The following is a 20,723-nucleotide window of genomic DNA, read 5'->3' on the forward strand; positions in this document are numbered from 1 at the left end:
TGAGTATTTTCAAGATTATACGTAAAACAAAATAGCTTGTGAATGATAATGTTTACCTTTTCAAGATAATATAACGTACTTATTAGAATGCTCATCCAAAACTTGCAATTTTGCTCAAAAAGTATAAAATTCGCAGGCTTTTTGTCTATATATACAGAGAAAAAAGTAAGCTATATTCTTAAATCGCTTTCGAGTTTGGGAATATTCTTTTAGTAATTAAACATTTAGAGGAAGGTTATGGTAACCATTCGTTTATCTCGTGGCGGAGCTAAAAAACGCCCATTTTATCAAATCGTAGTAGCTGACAGCCGTTCACCACGTGACGGTCGTTTCATTGAGCGTGTAGGTTTCTTCAACCCAATCGCACAAGGTAACGCAGAACGTGTTCGTATCAACCTAGACCGTGTTAACCACTGGGTTGGTCAAGGTGCATCACTTTCTGATCGTGTTGCGAGCTTGGTAAAAGAAGCACAAAAAGCAGCATAATTTTGCTTTTTGATTTAGTTCTTAAACTAAGAAGATAGGTGAGAAATATGGAACAACAACGTATTGAAGTTGTGGGCAAATTAGGCTCAACCTACGGTATTCGTGGGTGGTTACGTATTTATTCATCAACAGAACAAGCTGAAAGCATTTTTGATTATCAACCTTGGTTTTTAAAAATCAAAGGTGAATGGCAGCCAACTGAATTAGAAAACTGGCGCCATCATAATCACGAAATCATCGTTAAATTAAAAGGCGTTGATGATCGTGAAGCCGCACAAATTTTAGCGAATGTTGAAATTGGTGTGGATTTATCTGTTTTCCCAGAACTGGAAGAGGGCGATTATTACTGGCACGATTTAATCGGTTGTTCAGTCGTCAACCTAGAAGGTTATACAATGGGAACGGTAACAGAGATGATGGAAACCGGTTCTAACGATGTGTTAGTGGTGAAAGCCAATACCAAGGATGCTTTTGGAAAACAAGAGCGGTTAATTCCGTTCTTGTATGAACAAGTAGTTAAAAGAGTCGATCTCACCACGAAAATAATTGAAGTGGATTGGGACGCTGGTTTCTAATCTCAAGTATGCACAAACGTAATGTAGTAGGCTTTTTATGTGGATAGGGGTGATTTCATTATTCCCCGAAATGTTTAAAGCGATTACGGAATTTGGGGTTACAGGAAGAGCCGTAAAACATAATCTTCTGCAAGTAGAATGTTGGAATCCAAGAGATTTTACATTCGACAAGCATAAAACTGTGGATGACCGTCCTTATGGTGGTGGTCCAGGAATGCTGATGATGGTGCAACCTTTACGGGATGCGATTCATGCTGCGAAAGCAGCGGCAGGAGAAGGCGCAAAGGTGATTTACCTTTCGCCACAAGGACGTAAACTCGATCAAGGCGGCGTAACCGAGCTTGCTCAAAATCAGAAATTGATTTTGGTATGTGGACGTTACGAAGGGATTGATGAACGATTGATTCAAACTGAAATTGATGAAGAATGGTCAATTGGCGATTACGTTCTGACCGGTGGGGAATTGCCAGCAATGACATTGATTGATGCTGTTGCACGGTTTGTTCCCGGCGTATTGGGCAAACAAGCTTCTGCAGAAGAAGATTCTTTTGCTGATGGATTGTTAGATTGTCCACATTACACTAGACCGGAAGTGTTAGAAGGCTTAACCGTACCACCCGTGCTGATGTCAGGACATCACGAAGAAATTCGGAAATGGCGATTAAAACAATCGCTACAAAGAACGTGGCTCCGACGCCCTGAGCTCTTAGAAGGCCTAGCTCTGACTGACGAACAACGTAAACTGTTAAAAGAGGCACAAGCCGAGCATAACAGTTAGTTTCAGTTACATCTAGGATCAATAAAGGATCAAACAATGTCTAACATTATCAAACAACTTGAACAAGAACAATTAAAACAAAACGTACCTAGCTTCCGCCCAGGTGATACTTTAGAAGTTAAAGTATGGGTAGTTGAAGGTAGCAAACGTCGTTTGCAAGCATTCGAAGGCGTGGTTATTGCAATTCGTAACCGTGGCTTGCACTCCGCATTTACTCTACGTAAAGTATCTAACGGCGTAGGCGTTGAGCGTGTATTCCAAACTCACTCTCCAGCTGTAGATTCCATCGCAGTTAAACGTAAAGGTGCGGTGCGTAAAGCTAAACTTTACTACTTACGTGAACGTTCAGGTAAATCTGCTCGTATTAAAGAGCGTTTGGGCGAATAATTTCGCAAAGAAAAAGGCTTGGAATTCCAAGCCTTTTTTTTGCATTCATCATATTAATCAGCACTATAATACAATTTTCCGATTTCAATTTTTTGCCGACCAGTCTCTTCACGCCATTTATTGCTATCACGTAAAGAATACACGCAACCGCAATATTCTTGTTGATAGAATCGTTCACGCTTACTAATCTCAATCATACGCTGTGAACCACCTTCCTTGCGCCAATTATAATCCCAATAAACAACATCATCATATTTTTCCGCTGCACGATGTCCACAGCCATTGATTTGATTCATATCCTTCCAGCGAGAAATACCAAGACAACTAGTAAACACAGGAAAACCGTGTTCATGAGCATATTCAGCAGTTTTTTCAAAACGCATATCAAAACATATAGTACAACGGATACCCCTCTCTGGCTCCCATTCCATTCCTTTGGCACGATCAAACCAATTTTGACGATCGTAATCTGCATCAATAAATGGAATGCCAAATTTTTGAGCAAAACGAATATTTTCTTCTTTACGAATTAAATATTCTTTGAGTGGATGAATGTTCGGATTGTAAAAATAAATCGTAAACTCAATGCCAGATGCAAGGATTGCTTCCATCACTTCACCCGAACAAGGTGCACAGCATGAATGTAAAAGGAGTTTATTATGCCCATCCGGCAACTCAAGTTTTTCACGAATAAAAGGTGCATTAGGATCTTTGCGTACCTTTTGTTTACGAGTTTTACCTTGAAAATTAACCGCGCTTTGCTCGGGTTTAGATTGAAGTTCTGTATTCATAAAGTTTAATTAAAATTAATGGGTATTAAGTATATAAGCTAAATCAAGGGCTAATAATTTCTATCAACTGACAAATAAGCCAAAGAAATCAATGCCTTCTTATAATCACTGTCTGGCAACATTGCAATTGCATCTACTGCTTTTTTAGCTTCTTCTTTTGCACGATTCATCGCATAATCTAAAGACTTATGCTCAGCCATAATAGCTAATACTTCATCAATAGCTTCACGTTTACCGCCTTGTTCAATCGCTTCGCGAATTAGAGCCGCCTGTTGAGTATTACCATGACGCATAGCGTGTAGCAGAGGAAGGGTTGGTTTTCCTTCAGCTAAATCATCGCCTACATTTTTACCTAGAGCTTGTGCATTTGCACTATAATCCAATACATCATCCACAAGCTGAAATGCAGTTCCAAGATAACGCCCATAATCTTGTAAAGCCTTTTCTTGCACTTCTGTTCCACCCGCAACAATTGCCGCAGCCTGACCAGCCACCTCAAACAAACGTGCAGTTTTGCTATAAATTACACGCATATAATTAGCTTCGCTCGTTTCAGGATCATTAACATTCATTAACTGCTGAACTTCTCCTTCCGCTAAAACGTTAGTCGCATCAGCCATAATTCCCAAAATCTTCAATGACTCTAATCGTGCAACTAATTGAAATGCACGCGTATAAATAAAGTCTCCTACCAGTACACTTGCAGCATTCCCAAATTCTGAGTTCGCCGTAGCGCGCCCACGACGCATATCGGACTCATCCACCACATCATCATGTAATAAAGAGGCAGTATGAATAAATTCAACAAAAGTAGCACAAGTAATTGAATTAGAACCTTCAAACCCTAAAGATCGTGCTGCGAGAACTGCGATCAACGGGCGGATCCGCTTACCACCACCTTGAACAATATAAAAACCTAACTGTCCTATTAGCGGTACATCTGAATTAAGCTGAGCAAGAATATTTTGATTAACTTTTTGCATATCTGGATCTGCAAGTTTCTGGATCTCGTCTATGCTCATAAGATCTTGTTTCTTCATTTTTCATCATTTATCAGTCAAAAGTGCGGTGCATTTTACCCGAATTTTCAGACTTTCTGAAATCAATCCGCAAATGAAGGGAATTTTTTTATTTTATTATAAATAAATTCTTGCCATAGGTAGGATTTTTCCGTAGAATTTGCGACCTATTTATATGAATTTTTAAGTGTGGACTGCTAAAAAGCAGGGAAACACAATTAAGCGGAGTATTTATGTACGCAGTTTTCCAAAGTGGCGGTAAACAACACCGTGTGAGCGAAGGTCAAGTTGTTCGTTTAGAAAAACTTGAACTTGCAACTGGCGCAACAGTTGAGTTCGATTCTGTGTTGATGATCGTTAATGGTGAAGATGTTAAAATCGGTGCACCAGTAGTTGCTGGCGCAAAAGTAGTGGCTGAAGTAGTTGCACAAGGTCGTGGCGAGAAAGTTAAAATCGTTAAATTCCGTCGTCGCAAACACAGCCGTAAACAACAAGGTCATCGTCAGTGGTTCACAGAAGTGAAAATCACTGGGATTCAAGCATAATTTCAGAGGAGATCAAGTAGATGGCAACTAAAAAAGCTGGTGGTTCAACTCGTAACGGTCGCGATTCTGAAGCTAAACGCCTTGGTGTTAAACGTTTCGGTGGCGAATCTGTATTAGCAGGTAGCATCATTGTTCGTCAACGTGGTACTAAGTTCCACGCGGGTAGCAACGTAGGTATGGGTAAAGACCACACCTTATTCGCAACTGCAGATGGCAAAGTTAAATTTGAAGTAAAAGGCGAGAAAAGCCGTAAATACGTAAGTATTGTTACTGAATAATTTAAAATCTATTCGATTGAAACGCCCTACAATTTTGTGGGGCGTTTTGTCTTTTTTAATTTCACATAAGCGAGCAAGCAATGAAACAACAACCTTTATTAGGATTTACCTTTGCGCTTATTACCGCTATGGCTTGGGGATCCTTACCTATCGCTCTCAAACAAGCTTTGTCTGTAATGAACGCGCAAACTATCGTATGGTATCGTTTTGTTGTAGCCACAATCTCATTATTAGTCCTACTTGCTTATAAAAAGAAATTACCCGAACTAATGAAAGTCGGCCAATATGCTTGGCTTGCTCTTATTGGGGTAATTGGCCTTACCGGCAATTTTCTATTATTTAGTAGTTCGCTGAATTATATTGAACCTTCAGTTGCACAAATTTTTATTCATTTATCCTCTTTTGGAATGCTTATCTGTGGTGTCCTGATCTTCAAAGAAAAATTAGGACTACACCAAAAGATCGGACTTTTCTTATTGTTAATTGGTTTAGGCTTATTCTTTAATGATCGTTTTGATGTATTTGCTGGACTAAATCAGTATTCAACAGGTGTCATCTTAAGCGTAGCAGGATCCCTTATTTGGGTCACTTATGGAATGGCACAAAAATTAATGTTGCGTAAATTTAATTCACAACAAATCTTGCTAATGATGTATTTAGGTTGTGCCATAACTTTTATGCCGATGGCTGAATTCTCGCAAGTACAAGAACTCACACCGTTAGCTCTGATTTGTTTTATTTACTGCTGTTTAAATACCTTAATTGGATACGGCTCTTATGCGGAAGCGCTTAATCGTTGGGATGTATCAAAAGTCAGTGTTGTTATCACACTTGTACCTCTTTTCACAATCCTATTTTCACATATTGCGCATTATTTTAGTCCAGCAGATTTCGCGGCACCAGAATTGAATAATATTAGCTATATTGGTGCATTTGTTGTAGTATGCGGGGCAATTTTATCCGCAATTGGACATAAATTATTACCGCATAAAACTCATTAAAGTGCGGTTTATTTTGGAGAAGTTTTAATGAAATTTATTGATGAATCCCTTATTCGAATTGAGGCTGGGGATGGTGGCAACGGTTGCGTAAGTTTCCGTCGAGAGAAATTTATTCCGAAAGGCGGTCCTGATGGTGGCGACGGTGGCGACGGTGGCGATGTATATTTACAAGCAGATGAAAACCTCAATACCTTAATTGACTACCGCTTTAATAAACGCTTTGCGGCAGAGCGCGGAGAGAATGGACGGAGTTCAGATTGTACAGGACGTCGCGGTAAAGATATTATTTTACCTGTTCCAGTAGGAACTCGCGCTATTGATAATGACACCAAAGAAACCTTGGGAGATTTAACCCAACACGGTCAAAAAATGTTAGTAGCCAAAGGCGGTTATCATGGTTTAGGAAATACCCGTTTCAAATCATCGGTAAACCGTGCTCCGCGTCAAAAAACAATGGGAACACCGGGCGAAAAACGCGATTTATTATTGGAATTAATGCTACTTGCTGATGTGGGAATGCTCGGTTTACCTAATGCTGGTAAATCCACTTTTATTCGTGCAGTTTCAGCAGCCAAACCAAAAGTTGCAGATTATCCATTTACTACCTTAGTGCCAAGTCTCGGTGTTGTGAAAGTAGACGACTCACATAGTTTCGTCGTCGCCGATATTCCAGGATTAATTGAGGGCGCAGCAGATGGCGCAGGACTAGGAATTCGCTTTTTAAAACATCTAGAACGTTGTAGAGTGCTTATTCATTTAGTCGATATTGCTCCAATTGATGGATCTAATCCAGCAGATAATGTCGCTATTATTGAATCTGAACTTTTCCAATACAGTGAAAAATTATCAGAAAAACCACGTTGGTTAGTATTCAATAAAATTGATACGATGAGCGATGAAGAAGCTGAAGAGCGGGTTCGAGAAATCACTGAACAATTAGGTTGGGAAGAAGACTATTACCTGATTTCAGCTGCAACAGGGAAAAATGTTCCACCACTTTGTCGTGATATTATGGACTTTATCATCGCGAATCCACGCGAAGCTGAAACACAACAAGTTGCACCTGAAGAAGTAAAATTCAAATGGGAAGATTATCATCAAGAAAAACTAGCAGAGCATCAATTTGATGATGACGAAGATTGGGATGATGATTGGACAGAAGAAGATGACGAGGGAATTGAATTCATCTATAAACCTTAAGAAAGTCTAATTTTGTAAGCATTAAAAATTTAAAAGCACCTGAAACTTTTAGGTGCTTTTTGCTATCAATCAACGCTCAAAAATTTCAGAATCAGTAAAGAAATAAGCAATTTCACGATTTGCACTTTCTATACTATCTGATCCGTGAACTGAGTTTTCACGTTGACTCAATGCAAAATCTTTACGGATTGTACCTTCTGCTGCAGTTTCTGGGTTCGTTGTACCAATCAAAGTGCGGTAATCTTTCACTGCATTTTCTTTTTCAAGAACAGAAACCACTATCGGTGAAGACATCATATAATCGACCAAAGGAGCAAAAAATTCTTTGCCTTGATGTTCTGCATAAAAGCCTTCAGCCTGCTCACGAGTTAAGCGTACCATTTTAGAGGCTATGATTTTAAAGCCATTTTGCTCAAAACGAGTTAAAATCGCCCCAATTAGATTGCGCTTTACCGCATCAGGTTTAATAATCGAAAAAGTTCTTTCTGTCATCATACCTCCTTACTTCAATGATTTTGATAACATTAAATTTGCTAAAGTTTGCACACCAATCCCAGTTGCCCCAACAGCCCATAAATCACTACCAGATTTACGATAAGTCGCGGAACAATCAATATGCAACCAATTTTGCTGATAATTTTTTATAAAATATGATAAAAATGCAGTTGCAGTACTTGCACCCGCTCCAACTGAAACCGAACCAATATTAGCAATATCGGCAAAGGATGAATTAATTTGTGAGCGATGAAAATCTTCAAATGGTAAACGCCAGAAGGGTTCATTTTCTTCTTGTGCTGATTGGAAAAGATTCTTCACGAGATCATCATCCATAGACAATACAGAATGATAGTCATTTCCTACAGCCACTTTTGCTGCGCCAGTTAAAGTCGCACAATCAATAATAAAGTCCGGATTTTGGTTATCAGCCTCAATCAATCCATCAGCTAACACCAAACGCCCTTCAGCGTCAGTATTCAGCACTTCTGCTGTCACGCCATTTTTATAAGTAATAATATCACCCAGTTTAAATGCATTATTGCTTACCAAATTTTCTGCACAACATAAATACAGTTTAACGCGTTGATTTAATCCATGAGCGATCGCGAAACCTAAAGCCCCGGTTAATAATGCAGCCCCACCCATATCGGTTCGCATTGTACTCATTCCATCACTTGGTTTAATGCTGTAGCCGCCACTGTCAAAGGTAATCCCCTTGCCAACTAAACAAGCTAACACTGGCGCATTCGGATCTTGTGTTGGATTGAAATCAAGTTGCAACATAGCGGGCAAGTTAGCAGAGCCTTTACCCACCGTCCAAATTCCATGATAACCTTGTTGCTCAAGTTCCTCACCAGAAATAATCTTAAAACTTACCGCACTTTTTTTATTATAAATATCAGCTTGGTTTAAGATAAATTCAGCCGCACGCTCCGCTAATTTAACTGGCGTTAAACTTTGTGCTGGTTCATTAATAATTCCACGCACAAAATCACCACATTCAATACGCGCTAACAATTCATCTTGTGGCTCATCATCTAAATGTGGAAACTCAATCGCATAGTCTTGTTTTGCGGTATAAAAACCTTGATAAAACGCCCAACAAAATTCCAAATCCCATTCTTCACCGACCAATTCCACCTCTTTAATCCCTTGCCCACGCAATTTACGAGCAGCTTGTTGAACTAAAGTGCGGTCAGTTTTTCCATTATTTTTTAAATGAATCATAGCTTTATTAGAGTCAAAGCTCAAAATCGCATTTTTTCCCCAAGCGTCATTCGCTAAGCTATTTGAAAGTGTAATTTGCATATTATTCCCCCATATATAAACAAAATAAATTTAGAAACTATACCAGCTTTATTTCTGATAGTTAATTATTTGACATTATTCACTCACTTTTTGACACCATTCTTGATGGTTCAGATACCAAATTACCGTTTTTCTTAATCCAGATTCAAAAGTCTCTTTAGGCACCCAGCCTAACTCATCATTGATTTTACTTGTATCAAGCGCATAACGAAGATCGTGACCTGGTCTATCTTGCACATAACAAATTAAATTTTCATATTTATCAATATGTTTTGGTTTATTAGGTAAAAATTCTTCCAGTAAAGAACAAATAGAACGCACCACTTCAATGTTGGACTTTTCATTATTTCCGCCAATATTATAGGTTTCCCCAATATTTCCTTTCGTCAAAACGCTATACAATGCAGTAATATGATCTTCAACAAATAACCAATCTCTAATTTGCAAACCATCGCCATAAATAGGCAGTGTTTTTCCCTTTATCGCATTTAAAATCATTAAAGGAATTAATTTTTCAGGATACTGATACGGACCATAATTATTTGAACTATGTGTAATGATTGTCGGTAACCCGTATGTTCTATACCAAGCCTGCACAAGATGATCGCTTGCTGCCTTTGAAGCAGAATAAGGGCTACTAGGTTTATAAGCTGATGTTTCAGTAAATAAACCTTTGTTACTTTTTAAATCGCCATAAACTTCATCGGTGGAAATATGTAAGAATCGGAAGCTGGATTTTTTTTGATTATCTAAACAATGCCAGTAATCTAGAGTCGATTCAAGTAGGCTGTAAGTGCCTACAATGTTAGTTTGTATAAACTCCGAAGAAGCGTTTATAGAACGATCAACGTGGCTTTCAGCGGCAAGATGGATAACGGCATCAGGTTGATATTGTGCAAAAATATAAGACAACGCTTTAGTATCACAAATATCTGCTTGTACAAAAGCATAACGTGGATGATTTTCTACGGTTTTAAGTGAAGCTAAATTTCCTGCATAAGTCAGCTTATCAACATTGACGATCTTATTATGTGTCTTTTCAAGAAGATAACGGACAAGCGCAGAACCAATAAAACCCGCTCCACCAGTAACTAGAATTGTTCTATTTGTATTCGACATTTTACCCGAGTCTCGTTATAAACAATTTCAAACGAAAAGTGCGGTAAATTTTACCGCACTTTTAAAAATGATTTCATCAATAATGATTACACATAATACATCTCAAACTCAACTGGATGTGGTGCCATATTTAAACGTTCCACTTCTTTACGTTTGATGCTGATAAACGCATCAATAAAATCTTTAGCAAATACGCCACCTTGGGTTAAAAATTCATAGTCTTTTTCTAATGAATTCAATGCTTCTTCTAGTGAGCTTGCTACCGCTGGAATATCTTTTAATTCTTCTGGTGGAAGATCATAAAGATTTTTATCCATTGCATCGCCTGGGTGGATTTTGTTTACTACACCATCAAGACCTGCCATTAATAATGCAGCAAATGCAAGGTATGGGTTTGCCAATGGATCTGGGAAACGAGCCTCAATACGAATCGCTTTCGGATTGGTTACAGCAGGGATACGAATTGAGGCAGAACGGTTACTTGCGGAATAAGCCAATAATACTGGCGCTTCAAAACCTGGCACTAAACGTTTATATGAGTTCGTACTTGGGTTAGTGAACGCATTTAATGCTTTAGCGTGCTTAATAATACCGCCGATATAATAAAGCGCGGTTTCTGAAAGGCCAGCATATTTATCGCCTTGGAAAATATTTTTTCCGTCTTTACTTAACGACATATTACAGTGCATACCCGAACCATTATCTCCAGTAATTGGTTTTGGCATAAAACACGCTGTTTTACCGTGCTCTAACGCCACATTTTGCACAACATATTTATAGATTTGGGTTTCATCGGCTTTTAAAGTTAGCGTATTAAATTTAGTCGCAATTTCATTCTGCCCTGCAGTCGCCACTTCATGATGATGTGCTTCGATGACTAATCCCATTTCTTCTAAAATCAAGCACATTTCAGAACGAATATCGTGTGCCGTATCAATTGGTGCAACGGCACAATATCCGCCTTTTTTCAATGGACGATAAGCGTTATTACCTTCTTCATATTTTTTATTCGTGTTCCAAGCAGCTTCTATATCATCAATAGAAAAAGATGCTTTGTTCATTGATACATTAAAACGTACATCATCAAATAAGAAGAATTCAGGCTCTGGGCCGAAAAAAGCTTGATCTGCGATACCAGTTGAACGCATATAATTTTCTGCACGAATTGCAATAGAGCGTGGATCGCGATCATAGCTTTGCATTGTCGTTGGTTCATAAACACTGCAACGAATAGAAAGCGTTGGAATTTGCGCAAATGGATCGACCACGGCTGTTTCTGCCATTGGCATAAGCAACATATCGGCTTTATTAATTGTCTTCCATCCTTCTACAGAGGAACCATCAAACATCTTGCCGTCTTCAAACATATCTTCATCAACAAGGCTAACTGGGATAGAAACACCATGTTCTTTACCTTTAATGTCAGTAAAACGAAGCAATACAAACCTAATATCATTCTCTTCGATCAATTTAAACACGGAAGCAATGGCATTTGACATAGTAGATCCTCTTTCTATATAAAAATTAAATAAGCATTATAGTCTAATCAAATCTGACTTTCATTAGATTTGTTGTGGCGTTATAGTAAAAAGCACGGAAAGCCTGTATAATAGCTGCTATTAAAAATAAGTTATATTTTATTCAATGAACGGTACAATATGCCCAATCAATCAATCAATCAATCAATCAATCAATCAATCAATCAATCAATCAAAGTCTGTCATTATTGCAGGTAATGGAACAAGTTTAAAATCAATTGACTATAGTTTATTACCTAAAGATTATGATGTTTTCCGTTGCAATCAATTTTATTTTGAAGATCATTATTTTCTTGGTAAGAAAATAAAAAAGGTATTTTTTAATTGTTCTGTAATTTTTGAACAATACTATACGTTTATGCAATTAATTAAAAATAATGAATATGAATATGCTGATATTATTCTATCATCTTTTCTGAATTTAGGGGATTCAGAATTAAAGAAAATCCAGCGTTTAGAAAAATTACTACCACAAATCGATCTTGGTCATAACTATTTAAAAAAACTACGAGCTTTTGATGCTCATTTACAATATCACGAACTATATGAGAATAAGAGGATTACATCAGGCGTTTATATGTGTGCAGTGGCAACTGCAATGGGTTATAAAGATCTTTATTTGACAGGCATTGATTTTTATCAAGAAAAAGGGAATCCTTACGCATTTCATCATCAAAAAGAAAATATTATTAAATTATTACCTTCTTTTTCACAAAAGAAAAGTCAAAATGATATCCATTCTATGGAATATGATTTAAATGCACTTTATTTCTTACAAAAACATTATGGTGTAAATATTTACTGTATTTCGCCAGAAAGTCCTCTATGTAATTATTTTCCTTTATCACCACTGAATAACCCATTTACTTTTATTCCCGAAGAAAAGAAAAATTACACACAAGATATTTTAATTCCGCCAGAGTCAGTGTATAAAAAAATTGGTATATATTCCAAACCAAGAATTTACCAAAATCTGGTTTTTCGGTTGATCTGGGATATATTACGTTTACCTAATGATATAAAAAAGCTTTGAAAGCAAAGAAAATGAGACTACGCAAATAAACCTGAGGTATAATGCCTCGTTTTCTTCAACATAAGACAACAACCTATATTAGGATTAGGTGCAGTAAATTGCACCTTTTTTATAAAATCATATACCGTGCAAAATTGCACCTTACTCGAAGCATTAGATAATGAAAAACGAAATCGATATTAAAAAACTCCGTAACATCGCCATTATTGCCCACGTAGACCATGGTAAAACCACCCTTGTAGATAAACTTCTGCAACAATCTGGTACTTTTGAATCTGCTCGTGGCGATGTAGATGAACGCGTTATGGACTCAAATGATCTTGAAAAAGAACGTGGCATTACCATTCTTGCAAAAAATACCGCGATTAACTGGAATGACTACCGTATTAACATCGTGGATACTCCAGGACACGCCGACTTCGGTGGCGAAGTTGAACGTGTGCTTTCTATGGTAGATTCTGTTCTATTAGTTGTTGATGCGTTTGATGGCCCAATGCCACAAACGCGTTTCGTGACTCAAAAAGCATTTGCTCACGGATTAAAACCAATCGTGGTCATCAATAAAGTTGATCGTCCTGGTGCGCGTCCTGACTGGGTTGTAGATCAAGTATTTGATTTATTTGTCAATCTTGGTGCAACAGATGAACAATTAGACTTCCCTATTATTTATGCTTCAGCATTAAATGGTGTTGCAGGTCTTGAGCACGAAGAATTAGCAGAAGATATGACGCCATTATTTGAAGCTATTGTGAAATATGTAGAGCCGCCAAAAGTAGAACTTGATGCGCCATTCCAAATGCAAATTTCACAATTAGACTATAACAACTATGTAGGTGTCATCGGCATTGGTCGTATTAAGCGCGGTGCGATTAAACCAAATCAACCTGTTACTATCATCAATAGTGAAGGAAAAACTCGTCAAGGTCGTATCGGTCAAGTACTTGGTCATCTTGGTTTACAACGTTATGAAGAAGACGTTGCTTATGCAGGCGATATTGTTGCGATCACTGGTTTAGGAGAATTAAACATTTCAGATACGATTTGTGATATTAACGCAGTTGAAGCATTGCCATCATTAACTGTTGATGAACCAACCGTAACCATGTTCTTCTGTGTAAATACCTCTCCGTTTGCAGGCCAAGAAGGAAAATACGTCACATCGCGTCAAATTCTTGAACGTTTAAATAAAGAATTGGTTCACAACGTGGCATTACGCGTAGAAGAAACCCCAAACCCAGATGAATTCCGTGTTTCTGGTCGTGGAGAATTACATCTTTCTGTGTTAATCGAAAATATGCGTCGTGAAGGTTATGAGCTTGCGGTTTCTCGCCCTAAAGTAATCTATCGTGATATTGATGGTAAAAAACAAGAGCCATACGAACAAGTAACTATTGATGTAGAAGAACAACATCAAGGTTCTGTGATGGAAGCATTAGGTATCCGTAAAGGTGAAGTTCGTGATATGTTACCAGATGGTAAAGGCCGTGTTCGCTTAGAATATATCATTCCTAGCCGTGGATTAATTGGCTTCCGTGGTGACTTTATGACCATGACTTCTGGTACAGGCCTACTTTACTCAAGCTTTAGCCACTATGATGAAATCAAAGGTGGAGATATTGGCCAACGTAAAAACGGCGTATTAATTTCTAATGCAACAGGTAAAGCACTGGGTTACGCATTATTTGGCTTACAAGAACGTGGTAAGTTAATGATTGATGCAAACGTAGAAGTTTATGAAGGTCAAATTATCGGCATTCATAGCCGCTCAAATGACTTAACAGTAAACTGCTTGCAAGGTAAAAAACTAACTAATATGCGTGCGTCAGGTAAAGACGATGCGATTGTGCTGACTACGCCTGTAAAATTCAGTCTTGAACAAGCCATTGAATTTATCGATGATGATGAATTAGTGGAAGTAACACCTGAATCGATTCGTATCCGTAAAAAACTTTTAACGGAAAACGATCGTAAACGTGCAAATCGTACAACGACAAGTACTAGCACTCATTAATAAACAACGCTAGCACGAAAATTTGTAAAAAAATTAACCGCACTTTGGGGATACAACCAAAGTGCGGTCATTTTTATGCTCAATTTACTAAGGAGACAATCTTTCTCTAATCCAATTATCACTTACTTTACGATAACGAATGCGATCATGTAAACGGCTTGGGCGACCTTGCCAAAATTCCACGGTTTCTGGAACAACTAAATAGCCGCCCCAATAATCTGGTCGAGGCACGTTTAACGGATGTTTAGCAGCAACCAATGCTGCTTTTGCTAACAAAGATTTATAATTAGAAATCACCGCACTTTGCTCACTTGCCCAAGCTCCTATGCGACTGGTGTAAGGGCGGGTAGCAAAATATTTATCGGATTGTTCTGCTGGGATTTTAACCGCCTTACCTTCAATTCTCACTTGACGCTCCAACTCAGGCCAAAAGAAAGTCAGTGCGACATAAGGATTGCGCTCAATACAGCAGCCCTTTCGGCTAAGATAATTAGTAAAAAAGACAAAACCTTGCTCATTGACTTCTTTTAGCAATACCATTCGGCTATTTGGGCGACCTTGTTCATCAACAGTCGCAATATTCATTGCAGTTGGCTCATTGACTTGAGCATGAATAGCCTCTTTCTGCCACTGTTCAAATTGCGAGATTGGATTTTCATGGCAATCATGTTGTGAAAGCACTCGTTTAGTATATTCATCGCGAATATTGTGTAACTCCATTTTCTCTCCTTTTAAATTTGATGAAAAGCGCAAATAGCATAAAGGCTGTAAAATCATTCGTCAATTTTCATAAAATAAAACTCAAATGCAATCGATCCTTGCAATTATTAGAAATATGCGTATCATCTAGCCCCCTATATTCAATCTCGGGTTCCCTAACCCCGATTCATTTAAACTAAAAAGGTACAACATGAAATTAAACTCTCCGATCTTTAATGATCAACAAAAACGTCGTGCAATCATCTGGCTCAGCTTTTTCCACATATTCATCATTGCAGCGAGCAATTACTTTGTTCAAATCCCTTTTGAAATTACACTGAAATTAACCGCACTTGGTGCAGCAAACGATTTTTCTTTCCACAGCACTTGGGGAACGCTCACATTCCCATTTATCTTTTTAGCTACCGATTTAACTGTACGCATTTTCGGTGCGGAAGATGCGAGAAAAATTATCTTCGTGGTGATGTTTCCTGCACTGATTGTAAGTTACGTCATATCTGTTTTATTCTCTGAAAGCAAATTCCAAGGTTTCGAATCATTAACGCATTTTGATCTATTTGTATTCCGTATTGCTATTGCGAGCTTTGCCGCTTACGTCGTAGGACAATTACTTGATGTGATCGTATTTAACCACTTACGCCAGTTAAAAACATGGTGGGTGGCGCCAACTAGCTCAATGACATTCGGCTCAATGGCAGATACGTTTGTTTTCTTCAGTGTAGCCTTCTACCAAAGTGCAGATCCTTTCATGGCTGAACACTGGGCACAACTCGGCTTTGTAGATTATCTATTTAAATTATTTATAGGAATTATCTTGTTCGTCCCAGCCTATGGCGTAGTATTAAATGTTATTTTACGAAAACTACAACTGCTCGTAGCAGAACGCGTTCCTGCATAAACCAAATTTCTGGCGCATATAAAACAATTAACCCCGCTCTTTTGAGTGGGGTTAATTATTAAGAAACATATCAAATTATTAAAGGACCAGAGAATACTATACAATAGTGTCATTATACTTAGCGACACTTATATTGATAACAAAGTATAGTCAGAAAAATATAGAAAATTTGACTTCACTTTTAAGTTATCATGATCTAAGTCAACTTCTTCAGTTTCAAATTATGCTTTAATCGCTTCATCAAAACATCAGTATTAAGGTTTAATCTATGTTCTACATTCCACTCAACTACAGATCTTTTTCTTCTGTTCCATGTAGAAGTTTGCACAATCGGGTTTTACTCGTATTGGTGTTTGATTTTTTGTCATTAATTTTCAATACAAGGAGCAAAGAATGATCATTAGTGGTCTTTTATGCGGTATTTTGCTTGGTTTTGTGATGCAAAGAGGACGATTTTGTATCACAGGTGCATTCCGCGATATCTATCTCACCAAAAACAGTAAGATGTTTATTGCTTTCCTCATCATCATTGCAGTTCAAGCAGCGGGTGTTTTAAGTCTTCAAGAAGCGGGTATTTTAGCCCCTAAAGTGAAGAACTTCGCCTTAATTGCGACGCTAATTGGAGCCTTCCTGTTTGGTGTCGGAATTGTGTTAGCTGGCGGTTGTTCTGCAGGGAGCCTATATCGAGCTGGTGAAGGCTTAGTGAGTAGTTGGATAGCCTTTTTTGTCTATATGATCTTCAGTGCTATTTTCCGTGCAGGACCAATGCAAGATTTTACGAAATCTCTTCGAAGCATTACTGTAGAACAACAAACCATCTACAACACCTTTGGCGTATCACCTTGGGTATTGGTGGTTATTTTGGTATTGGTAACAGCATTTTTAGCCTTCCGCTCTCAAGCAAAAAGTAAACACAATGTTGCACAATTAAAACCAAAGAAAACGGGGCTTGCCCATATCTTATTTGAAAAACGCTGGCATCCTTTTGTAAGCGCATCATTAATTGGTGTGATTGCTGTTCTAGCTTGGGTAACAAGTGTTCAAACTGGCCGTAATGGTGGTTTGGGTATTACAGGTCCAACAGTACAAGCTTTACAATATGTTACAACTGGCGATAGCAAATTTATCAACTGGGGAACCCTATTAATTTTAGGTATTTTAATTGGTGGATTTATTGCAGCCAAATTCAGTAACGAATTCAAACTTCGTGTACCAACAAGCCAAGACGTGGTGCATAACGTGATGGGCGGTGCTCTCATGGGAATTGGCGCAAGCCTTGCAGGTGGTTGTTCTATTGGTAATGGTCTAGTTGAAACTGCCCTCTTCTCTTGGCAAGGTTGGGTTGCTCTGCCATTAATGGTGCTCGGCACTTGGGCATCTGCTCATTATCTTTATATGCGAAATTAATTTTATCAACACAAGGAGAATATAATGAATGTTGTATTAGAAACCGTAGGGCACCTTTGTCCATTCCCATTAATTGAAGGGAAAAAAGCGATGGCTAAATTAAATAAAGGTGATTCATTAACCATTAATTTTGACTGTGCACAAGCAACAGAGAATTTGCCTAACTGGGCTGCTGAAGAAGGTTATGAAGTAACTAACTTCGAACAAATTGATGATGCAAAATGGTCAATTACGGTGATTAAATAATAAAAAAGGGCGGTTATGATCTGCACCCCAAAAGTTGGACTAAACAACCAACTGATTAAGGTGCAGATTTTTTATGGGTAAACACTACATAATCGACTTTAAATCACAGATTCTCCAACCTATTTTGAATGGGAAAATGAGTATTAAAGAAGTTGCACGTTTTTACAATATTCCTTCCAACGCCTTAGTCAGGACGTGGTTGAAACGGTTTGAAATTAAGCAAGATAAAGACAACGCGCTTAAAGCGGCCATTAAAGACCTTAAAGCGAAACATCCTGATTATGGCTACCGATGCGTTCATGCCTACTTACCAGGCGTGAATCATAAAAAAGTCCAACGCTTAATACAGACACTTGGGCTTCAAGTGCAGTCAAGAAAAAGCAAGAAATTTACCCCCTATCGAGGCACGATAGGGGTGATTGCCCTGAATCATCTTGAACGCGATTTTAGACTTATTTAACAATGAGATAATCTCATATAATCTCAGCTATTCACCAAACTGGAGGCTAGTAGAAGAGATGTTAATGCAAGCCGTCAAAGGGTTAAACAAAGCTTATGGTGTCATTTTACATTCAGACCAGGGATGGCAGTATCAAATTGTGGCTTATCGTCGAATTTTAGCTGAACATGGCATCATTTAAAGTATGTCGAGAAAAGGGAATTGCTTGGACAACGCTGCGATGGAAAGTTTCTTTGGGCGATTAAAAACGGAATGTTTTTATGGTTGGGAATTAACAGTAGAAAGGAGATAGTTGATACCGTCAGAGATTATTTGGATTACTATAATCACCGACGGCTCCAACTAAAATTAAAAGGACTGAGTCCAATACAATACCGAAAACAATCCTTTAAATAACAGTCTAACTTTTTGGGGGCAGATCAACTTTCACCGCACTTTTTTTGCTAGATATTTAGCGTTTAATTCACGACTTCAGCAGTATATTTCAGCTTGTGAATCGCCTCGAATAATTGTTGGTTTGTAACTTTGGGATCTTCCACAACTGTCACTAAACCATCTTTAATAGATGCTTTTGTTGAAATAACGCCATCGATATTACGCAGTTCTTTATTGACTAAGTAAGCGCAAAGCTGGCAATTCATTTCTTTTACTTTTAGCATAATTTGTTTGGTTTCATTCGCATGAGCGAAAGAAATGGCAAACAGCGAAAGCAAAAGTGCGGTACATAATTTCTTCATTTTTATTCCTAATTAGCTAATTCTAAAATCCAAGGCAAAATTGTTGGATAGGTTAAGAAAAAAATCATCACGATAAATACAATCCAATATAAAACGATAAGTTTTTTACGGGAAATATATTTGCTACAAATGATTTTTTTGGAAAACATCAACAGCCAAAATCCATAGGCGAAGGCGCATAATGAAATAATAAGCATAGGAATACGCAAATAATCATATTCGCCTAAGCCAATCAACCAAGTAGACGATACGCCGAACACTAAATAGATTAATGGTGCGATGCAGCACAAAGTTGACGCCACCGCGGCACTAAGTGCGGTGGCTATGGCAACCCAAAAGGATTTATTAGAGTTTTTTAGAGACGTAGTCATATTTAAATTCTTTTGGATCAAAGGAATTTAACGGATCGCCACCCACTTCAGCATACGGATAACCGAAGTTATTGATTGGAGCCAGTTCTGGTTGTGGATATAAATCGAAATCACGGGCATGATTAAATCCGACCCAGTTTGCTTCCCAGTTACCAAACAAATATTTTGCTACGGCTTGTGTATCTTTATCTTCAACAGATTTTTTCTCTGCTAAACGCATTTTTGCAACGTCTGCGGAATCAACTGGTACCCATCCAAACCCTGCAAGGTAGAATTCAGCACGGCAGTGCTGACCACCACTTACGTTTGCGATGCCTTGTTCATTCGCACTACCGAAAGCACCTTTGGAATATTTACCCATTTTCTCTGCCGCACCTAAGCGAATACCAAAAATTTCACGGGCTGGGATGCCTGCCGCACGAGCAAGCGCCACAAATACAGAGTTAATATCGGTACATTTACCTTTTAATACGCCAGTGGTAAGAATTTTTTCTACATCGCCGTCACCACAACCTAATACAGAATTATCACGTTCCATATTGTTGACGATCCATTGGTGAATCAACTCAGCTTTTTTCAATGGATTGGTTTCTTTACCTACGATTTTGTCAGCAAATTCTTTCACAATGCCATCAGTTTTAATATGTGGAGTAGCTTTTAAGTATTCTTGTACATCTACCGAATACTGAATATCTTTTGGCGGAGTATAATTCTCTAAAGCACCTTTCACCATTGGCTCACGGTCTTTTGTTTCAATGACCATAGTGACTTTTAAATCACGCTTTTGTGCATCTTTATCCCAAGTGGCAAATAAGGTTTTCGCACCGTATTTATTGTTTTCTGTTACATAGGCATTCATGTAATTACCTTCAAAGTGAATCGATTTCACTTGTTGGTATTCTCCATTAAATGGCAATGGAACCCATAAATTGGTTTGTCCTTGCGAGCCTTTTGGCGCAACTAAATCGTAGGTTTGCGTGAATTCATACAGATGAGAATCAGTATTGTAGTTTGGAATGTCAGTATTGGCGTAAGCCATGGAACATGCGGAGAGCACCGCAGTGGCGATAAGTTTCTTCATGAAAAGATCCTTCTAGTTAGTTAACAGTTAAAACTTAACACATTAGATAAACTAATTGTGGATGGCGATATGCTAACGGATTTTTCAGGTGCTCGTCAATTGAGCAATATGAAATAAATAAAATAAATAAATAAAATAAATAAAATAAATAAAATAAATAAAATAAATAAAATAAATAAAATGTAATACTGATCCGACCAGATTGGTGATTTATCATTTTTTTGATTTTTATCAAC

At 38.0% G+C, this 20,723-nt stretch carries 26 protein-coding genes; 16 read left to right on the forward strand and 10 right to left on the reverse strand.

What is annotated here, in order from left to right; translation table 11 throughout:
- Positions 1–237: 237 nt before the first annotated feature.
- Genes rpsP through rplS form a run of 4 tightly spaced genes read left to right on the forward strand, consistent with a single transcriptional unit; the run spans position 238 to position 2,226 of the window.
- The gene (gene rpsP / locus ABW51_RS03615; RefSeq protein WP_053465607.1) at positions 238–486 is read left to right on the forward strand and encodes a 30S ribosomal protein S16; all 249 of its coding nucleotides are present in this window, start codon (positions 238–240) and stop codon (positions 484–486) included.
- A 47-nt stretch (positions 487–533) separates the two neighbouring features.
- Complete coding sequence (rimM, locus tag ABW51_RS03620) at positions 534–1,061, forward strand: ribosome maturation factor RimM (protein WP_053465608.1); 528 nt, start codon at positions 534–536, stop codon at positions 1,059–1,061.
- Positions 1,062–1,098: 37 nt separating this feature from the next.
- Positions 1,099–1,839, forward strand: a complete 741-nt coding sequence (trmD, locus tag ABW51_RS03625; RefSeq protein ID WP_053465609.1) for a tRNA (guanosine(37)-N1)-methyltransferase TrmD — start codon at positions 1,099–1,101, stop codon at positions 1,837–1,839.
- A 36-nt stretch (positions 1,840–1,875) separates the two neighbouring features.
- On the forward strand, positions 1,876–2,226 hold the full coding sequence (rplS, locus tag ABW51_RS03630; RefSeq protein WP_005626422.1) for a 50S ribosomal protein L19: 351 nt from the start codon (positions 1,876–1,878) through the stop codon (positions 2,224–2,226).
- A gap of 53 nt (positions 2,227–2,279) precedes the next feature.
- Here the strand turns inward: rplS and ABW51_RS03635 are convergent, their stop codons facing one another.
- Positions 2,280–3,017, reverse strand: a complete 738-nt coding sequence (locus ABW51_RS03635) for an epoxyqueuosine reductase QueH (protein ID WP_053465610.1) — start codon at positions 3,015–3,017, stop codon at positions 2,280–2,282.
- Between the two features lie 50 nt (positions 3,018–3,067).
- A complete protein-coding gene (ispB, locus tag ABW51_RS03640) occupies positions 3,068–4,057 on the reverse strand; it encodes an octaprenyl diphosphate synthase (RefSeq protein ID WP_053465611.1) in 990 nt (329 codons plus the stop codon).
- A gap of 212 nt (positions 4,058–4,269) precedes the next feature.
- On the opposite strand from ispB, the gene rplU reads away from it, so the two are divergent.
- From rplU to cgtA, 4 genes are all read left to right on the forward strand, one after another.
- Positions 4,270–4,581 carry a 50S ribosomal protein L21 gene (rplU, locus tag ABW51_RS03645; protein ID WP_006995540.1) on the forward strand — a complete coding sequence of 104 codons (312 nt, stop codon included), beginning with the start codon at positions 4,270–4,272 and terminating at the stop codon, positions 4,579–4,581.
- Positions 4,582–4,601: 20 nt separating this feature from the next.
- The gene (gene rpmA / locus ABW51_RS03650) at positions 4,602–4,859 is read left to right on the forward strand and encodes a 50S ribosomal protein L27 (protein ID WP_005626413.1); all 258 of its coding nucleotides are present in this window, start codon (positions 4,602–4,604) and stop codon (positions 4,857–4,859) included.
- A gap of 80 nt (positions 4,860–4,939) precedes the next feature.
- Positions 4,940–5,860 carry a DMT family transporter gene (locus ABW51_RS03655; RefSeq protein WP_053465612.1) on the forward strand — a complete coding sequence of 307 codons (921 nt, stop codon included), beginning with the start codon at positions 4,940–4,942 and terminating at the stop codon, positions 5,858–5,860.
- Between the two features lie 27 nt (positions 5,861–5,887).
- A complete protein-coding gene (gene cgtA, locus ABW51_RS03660) occupies positions 5,888–7,060 on the forward strand; it encodes an Obg family GTPase CgtA (protein ID WP_053465613.1) in 1,173 nt (390 codons plus the stop codon).
- A 69-nt stretch (positions 7,061–7,129) separates the two neighbouring features.
- Here the strand turns inward: cgtA and ndk are convergent, their stop codons facing one another.
- The 4 genes from ndk to glnA form a co-directional block, all read right to left on the reverse strand.
- Positions 7,130–7,552, reverse strand: a complete 423-nt coding sequence (gene ndk, locus ABW51_RS03665) for a nucleoside-diphosphate kinase (protein ID WP_053465614.1) — start codon at positions 7,550–7,552, stop codon at positions 7,130–7,132.
- 9 nt (positions 7,553–7,561) lie between these two features.
- Complete coding sequence (gene pepB / locus ABW51_RS03670) at positions 7,562–8,866, reverse strand: aminopeptidase PepB (RefSeq protein ID WP_053465615.1); 1,305 nt, start codon at positions 8,864–8,866, stop codon at positions 7,562–7,564.
- Positions 8,867–8,941: 75 nt separating this feature from the next.
- A complete protein-coding gene (gene rfbB, locus ABW51_RS03675) occupies positions 8,942–9,985 on the reverse strand; it encodes a dTDP-glucose 4,6-dehydratase (protein ID WP_053465616.1) in 1,044 nt (347 codons plus the stop codon).
- 86 nt (positions 9,986–10,071) lie between these two features.
- Positions 10,072–11,484 (reverse strand): glutamate--ammonia ligase, encoded by a 1,413-nt coding sequence (gene glnA / locus ABW51_RS03680; RefSeq protein WP_053465617.1) that lies wholly within the window; start codon positions 11,482–11,484, stop codon positions 10,072–10,074.
- 145 nt (positions 11,485–11,629) lie between these two features.
- On the opposite strand from glnA, the gene ABW51_RS03685 reads away from it, so the two are divergent.
- On the forward strand, positions 11,630–12,556 hold the full coding sequence (locus ABW51_RS03685; protein WP_053465618.1) for an alpha-2,3-sialyltransferase: 927 nt from the start codon (positions 11,630–11,632) through the stop codon (positions 12,554–12,556).
- A 160-nt stretch (positions 12,557–12,716) separates the two neighbouring features.
- Positions 12,717–14,567, forward strand: coding sequence for a translational GTPase TypA (typA, locus tag ABW51_RS03690; RefSeq protein ID WP_005631087.1), 1,851 nt, complete (start codon positions 12,717–12,719; stop codon positions 14,565–14,567).
- 87 nt (positions 14,568–14,654) lie between these two features.
- Here the strand turns inward: typA and pdxH are convergent, their stop codons facing one another.
- Positions 14,655–15,287 carry a pyridoxamine 5'-phosphate oxidase gene (gene pdxH, locus ABW51_RS03695; protein WP_053465619.1) on the reverse strand — a complete coding sequence of 211 codons (633 nt, stop codon included), beginning with the start codon at positions 15,285–15,287 and terminating at the stop codon, positions 14,655–14,657.
- A gap of 190 nt (positions 15,288–15,477) precedes the next feature.
- On the opposite strand from pdxH, the gene ABW51_RS03700 reads away from it, so the two are divergent.
- From ABW51_RS03700 to ABW51_RS10535, 6 genes are all read left to right on the forward strand, one after another.
- Entirely contained in the window at positions 15,478–16,185 is a 708-nt protein-coding gene (locus tag ABW51_RS03700; protein WP_053465620.1) for a 7-cyano-7-deazaguanine/7-aminomethyl-7-deazaguanine transporter, read from the forward strand.
- 393 nt (positions 16,186–16,578) lie between these two features.
- On the forward strand, positions 16,579–17,592 hold the full coding sequence (locus ABW51_RS03705; protein WP_053465621.1) for a YeeE/YedE family protein: 1,014 nt from the start codon (positions 16,579–16,581) through the stop codon (positions 17,590–17,592).
- Positions 17,593–17,616: 24 nt separating this feature from the next.
- The gene (locus tag ABW51_RS03710) at positions 17,617–17,838 is read left to right on the forward strand and encodes a sulfurtransferase TusA family protein (protein WP_053465622.1); all 222 of its coding nucleotides are present in this window, start codon (positions 17,617–17,619) and stop codon (positions 17,836–17,838) included.
- A 73-nt stretch (positions 17,839–17,911) separates the two neighbouring features.
- A complete protein-coding gene (locus tag ABW51_RS09755; protein WP_156262542.1) occupies positions 17,912–18,298 on the forward strand; it encodes an IS3 family transposase in 387 nt (128 codons plus the stop codon).
- Positions 18,273–18,479, forward strand: a complete 207-nt coding sequence (locus ABW51_RS10480; protein ID WP_331436989.1) for a DDE-type integrase/transposase/recombinase — start codon at positions 18,273–18,275, stop codon at positions 18,477–18,479. The genes ABW51_RS09755 and ABW51_RS10480 overlap by 26 nt, the downstream gene beginning before the upstream one ends.
- 71 nt (positions 18,480–18,550) lie before the next feature.
- Entirely contained in the window at positions 18,551–18,694 is a 144-nt protein-coding gene (locus ABW51_RS10535) for an IS3 family transposase (RefSeq protein ID WP_442902635.1), read from the forward strand.
- A 62-nt stretch (positions 18,695–18,756) separates the two neighbouring features.
- Here the strand turns inward: ABW51_RS10535 and ABW51_RS03725 are convergent, their stop codons facing one another.
- From ABW51_RS03725 to ABW51_RS03735, 3 genes are read right to left on the reverse strand one after another with little or no spacing between them, the layout of a single operon-like run.
- Positions 18,757–19,035: a heavy-metal-associated domain-containing protein gene (locus tag ABW51_RS03725; RefSeq protein WP_053465623.1), complete on the reverse strand. Its 279-nt coding sequence runs from the start codon at positions 19,033–19,035 to the stop codon at positions 18,757–18,759.
- 8 nt (positions 19,036–19,043) lie between these two features.
- Positions 19,044–19,406 (reverse strand): mercuric transporter MerT family protein, encoded by a 363-nt coding sequence (locus ABW51_RS03730; protein WP_005635782.1) that lies wholly within the window; start codon positions 19,404–19,406, stop codon positions 19,044–19,046.
- On the reverse strand, positions 19,381–20,487 hold the full coding sequence (locus ABW51_RS03735; RefSeq protein ID WP_053465624.1) for a transglutaminase-like domain-containing protein: 1,107 nt from the start codon (positions 20,485–20,487) through the stop codon (positions 19,381–19,383). The genes ABW51_RS03730 and ABW51_RS03735 overlap by 26 nt, the downstream gene beginning before the upstream one ends.
- Between the last annotated feature and the right edge of the window lie 236 nt (positions 20,488–20,723).

The sequence above is a fragment of the Haemophilus sp. C1 genome (assembly GCF_001276515.1).
Lineage (GTDB): Bacteria > Pseudomonadota > Gammaproteobacteria > Enterobacterales > Pasteurellaceae > Haemophilus.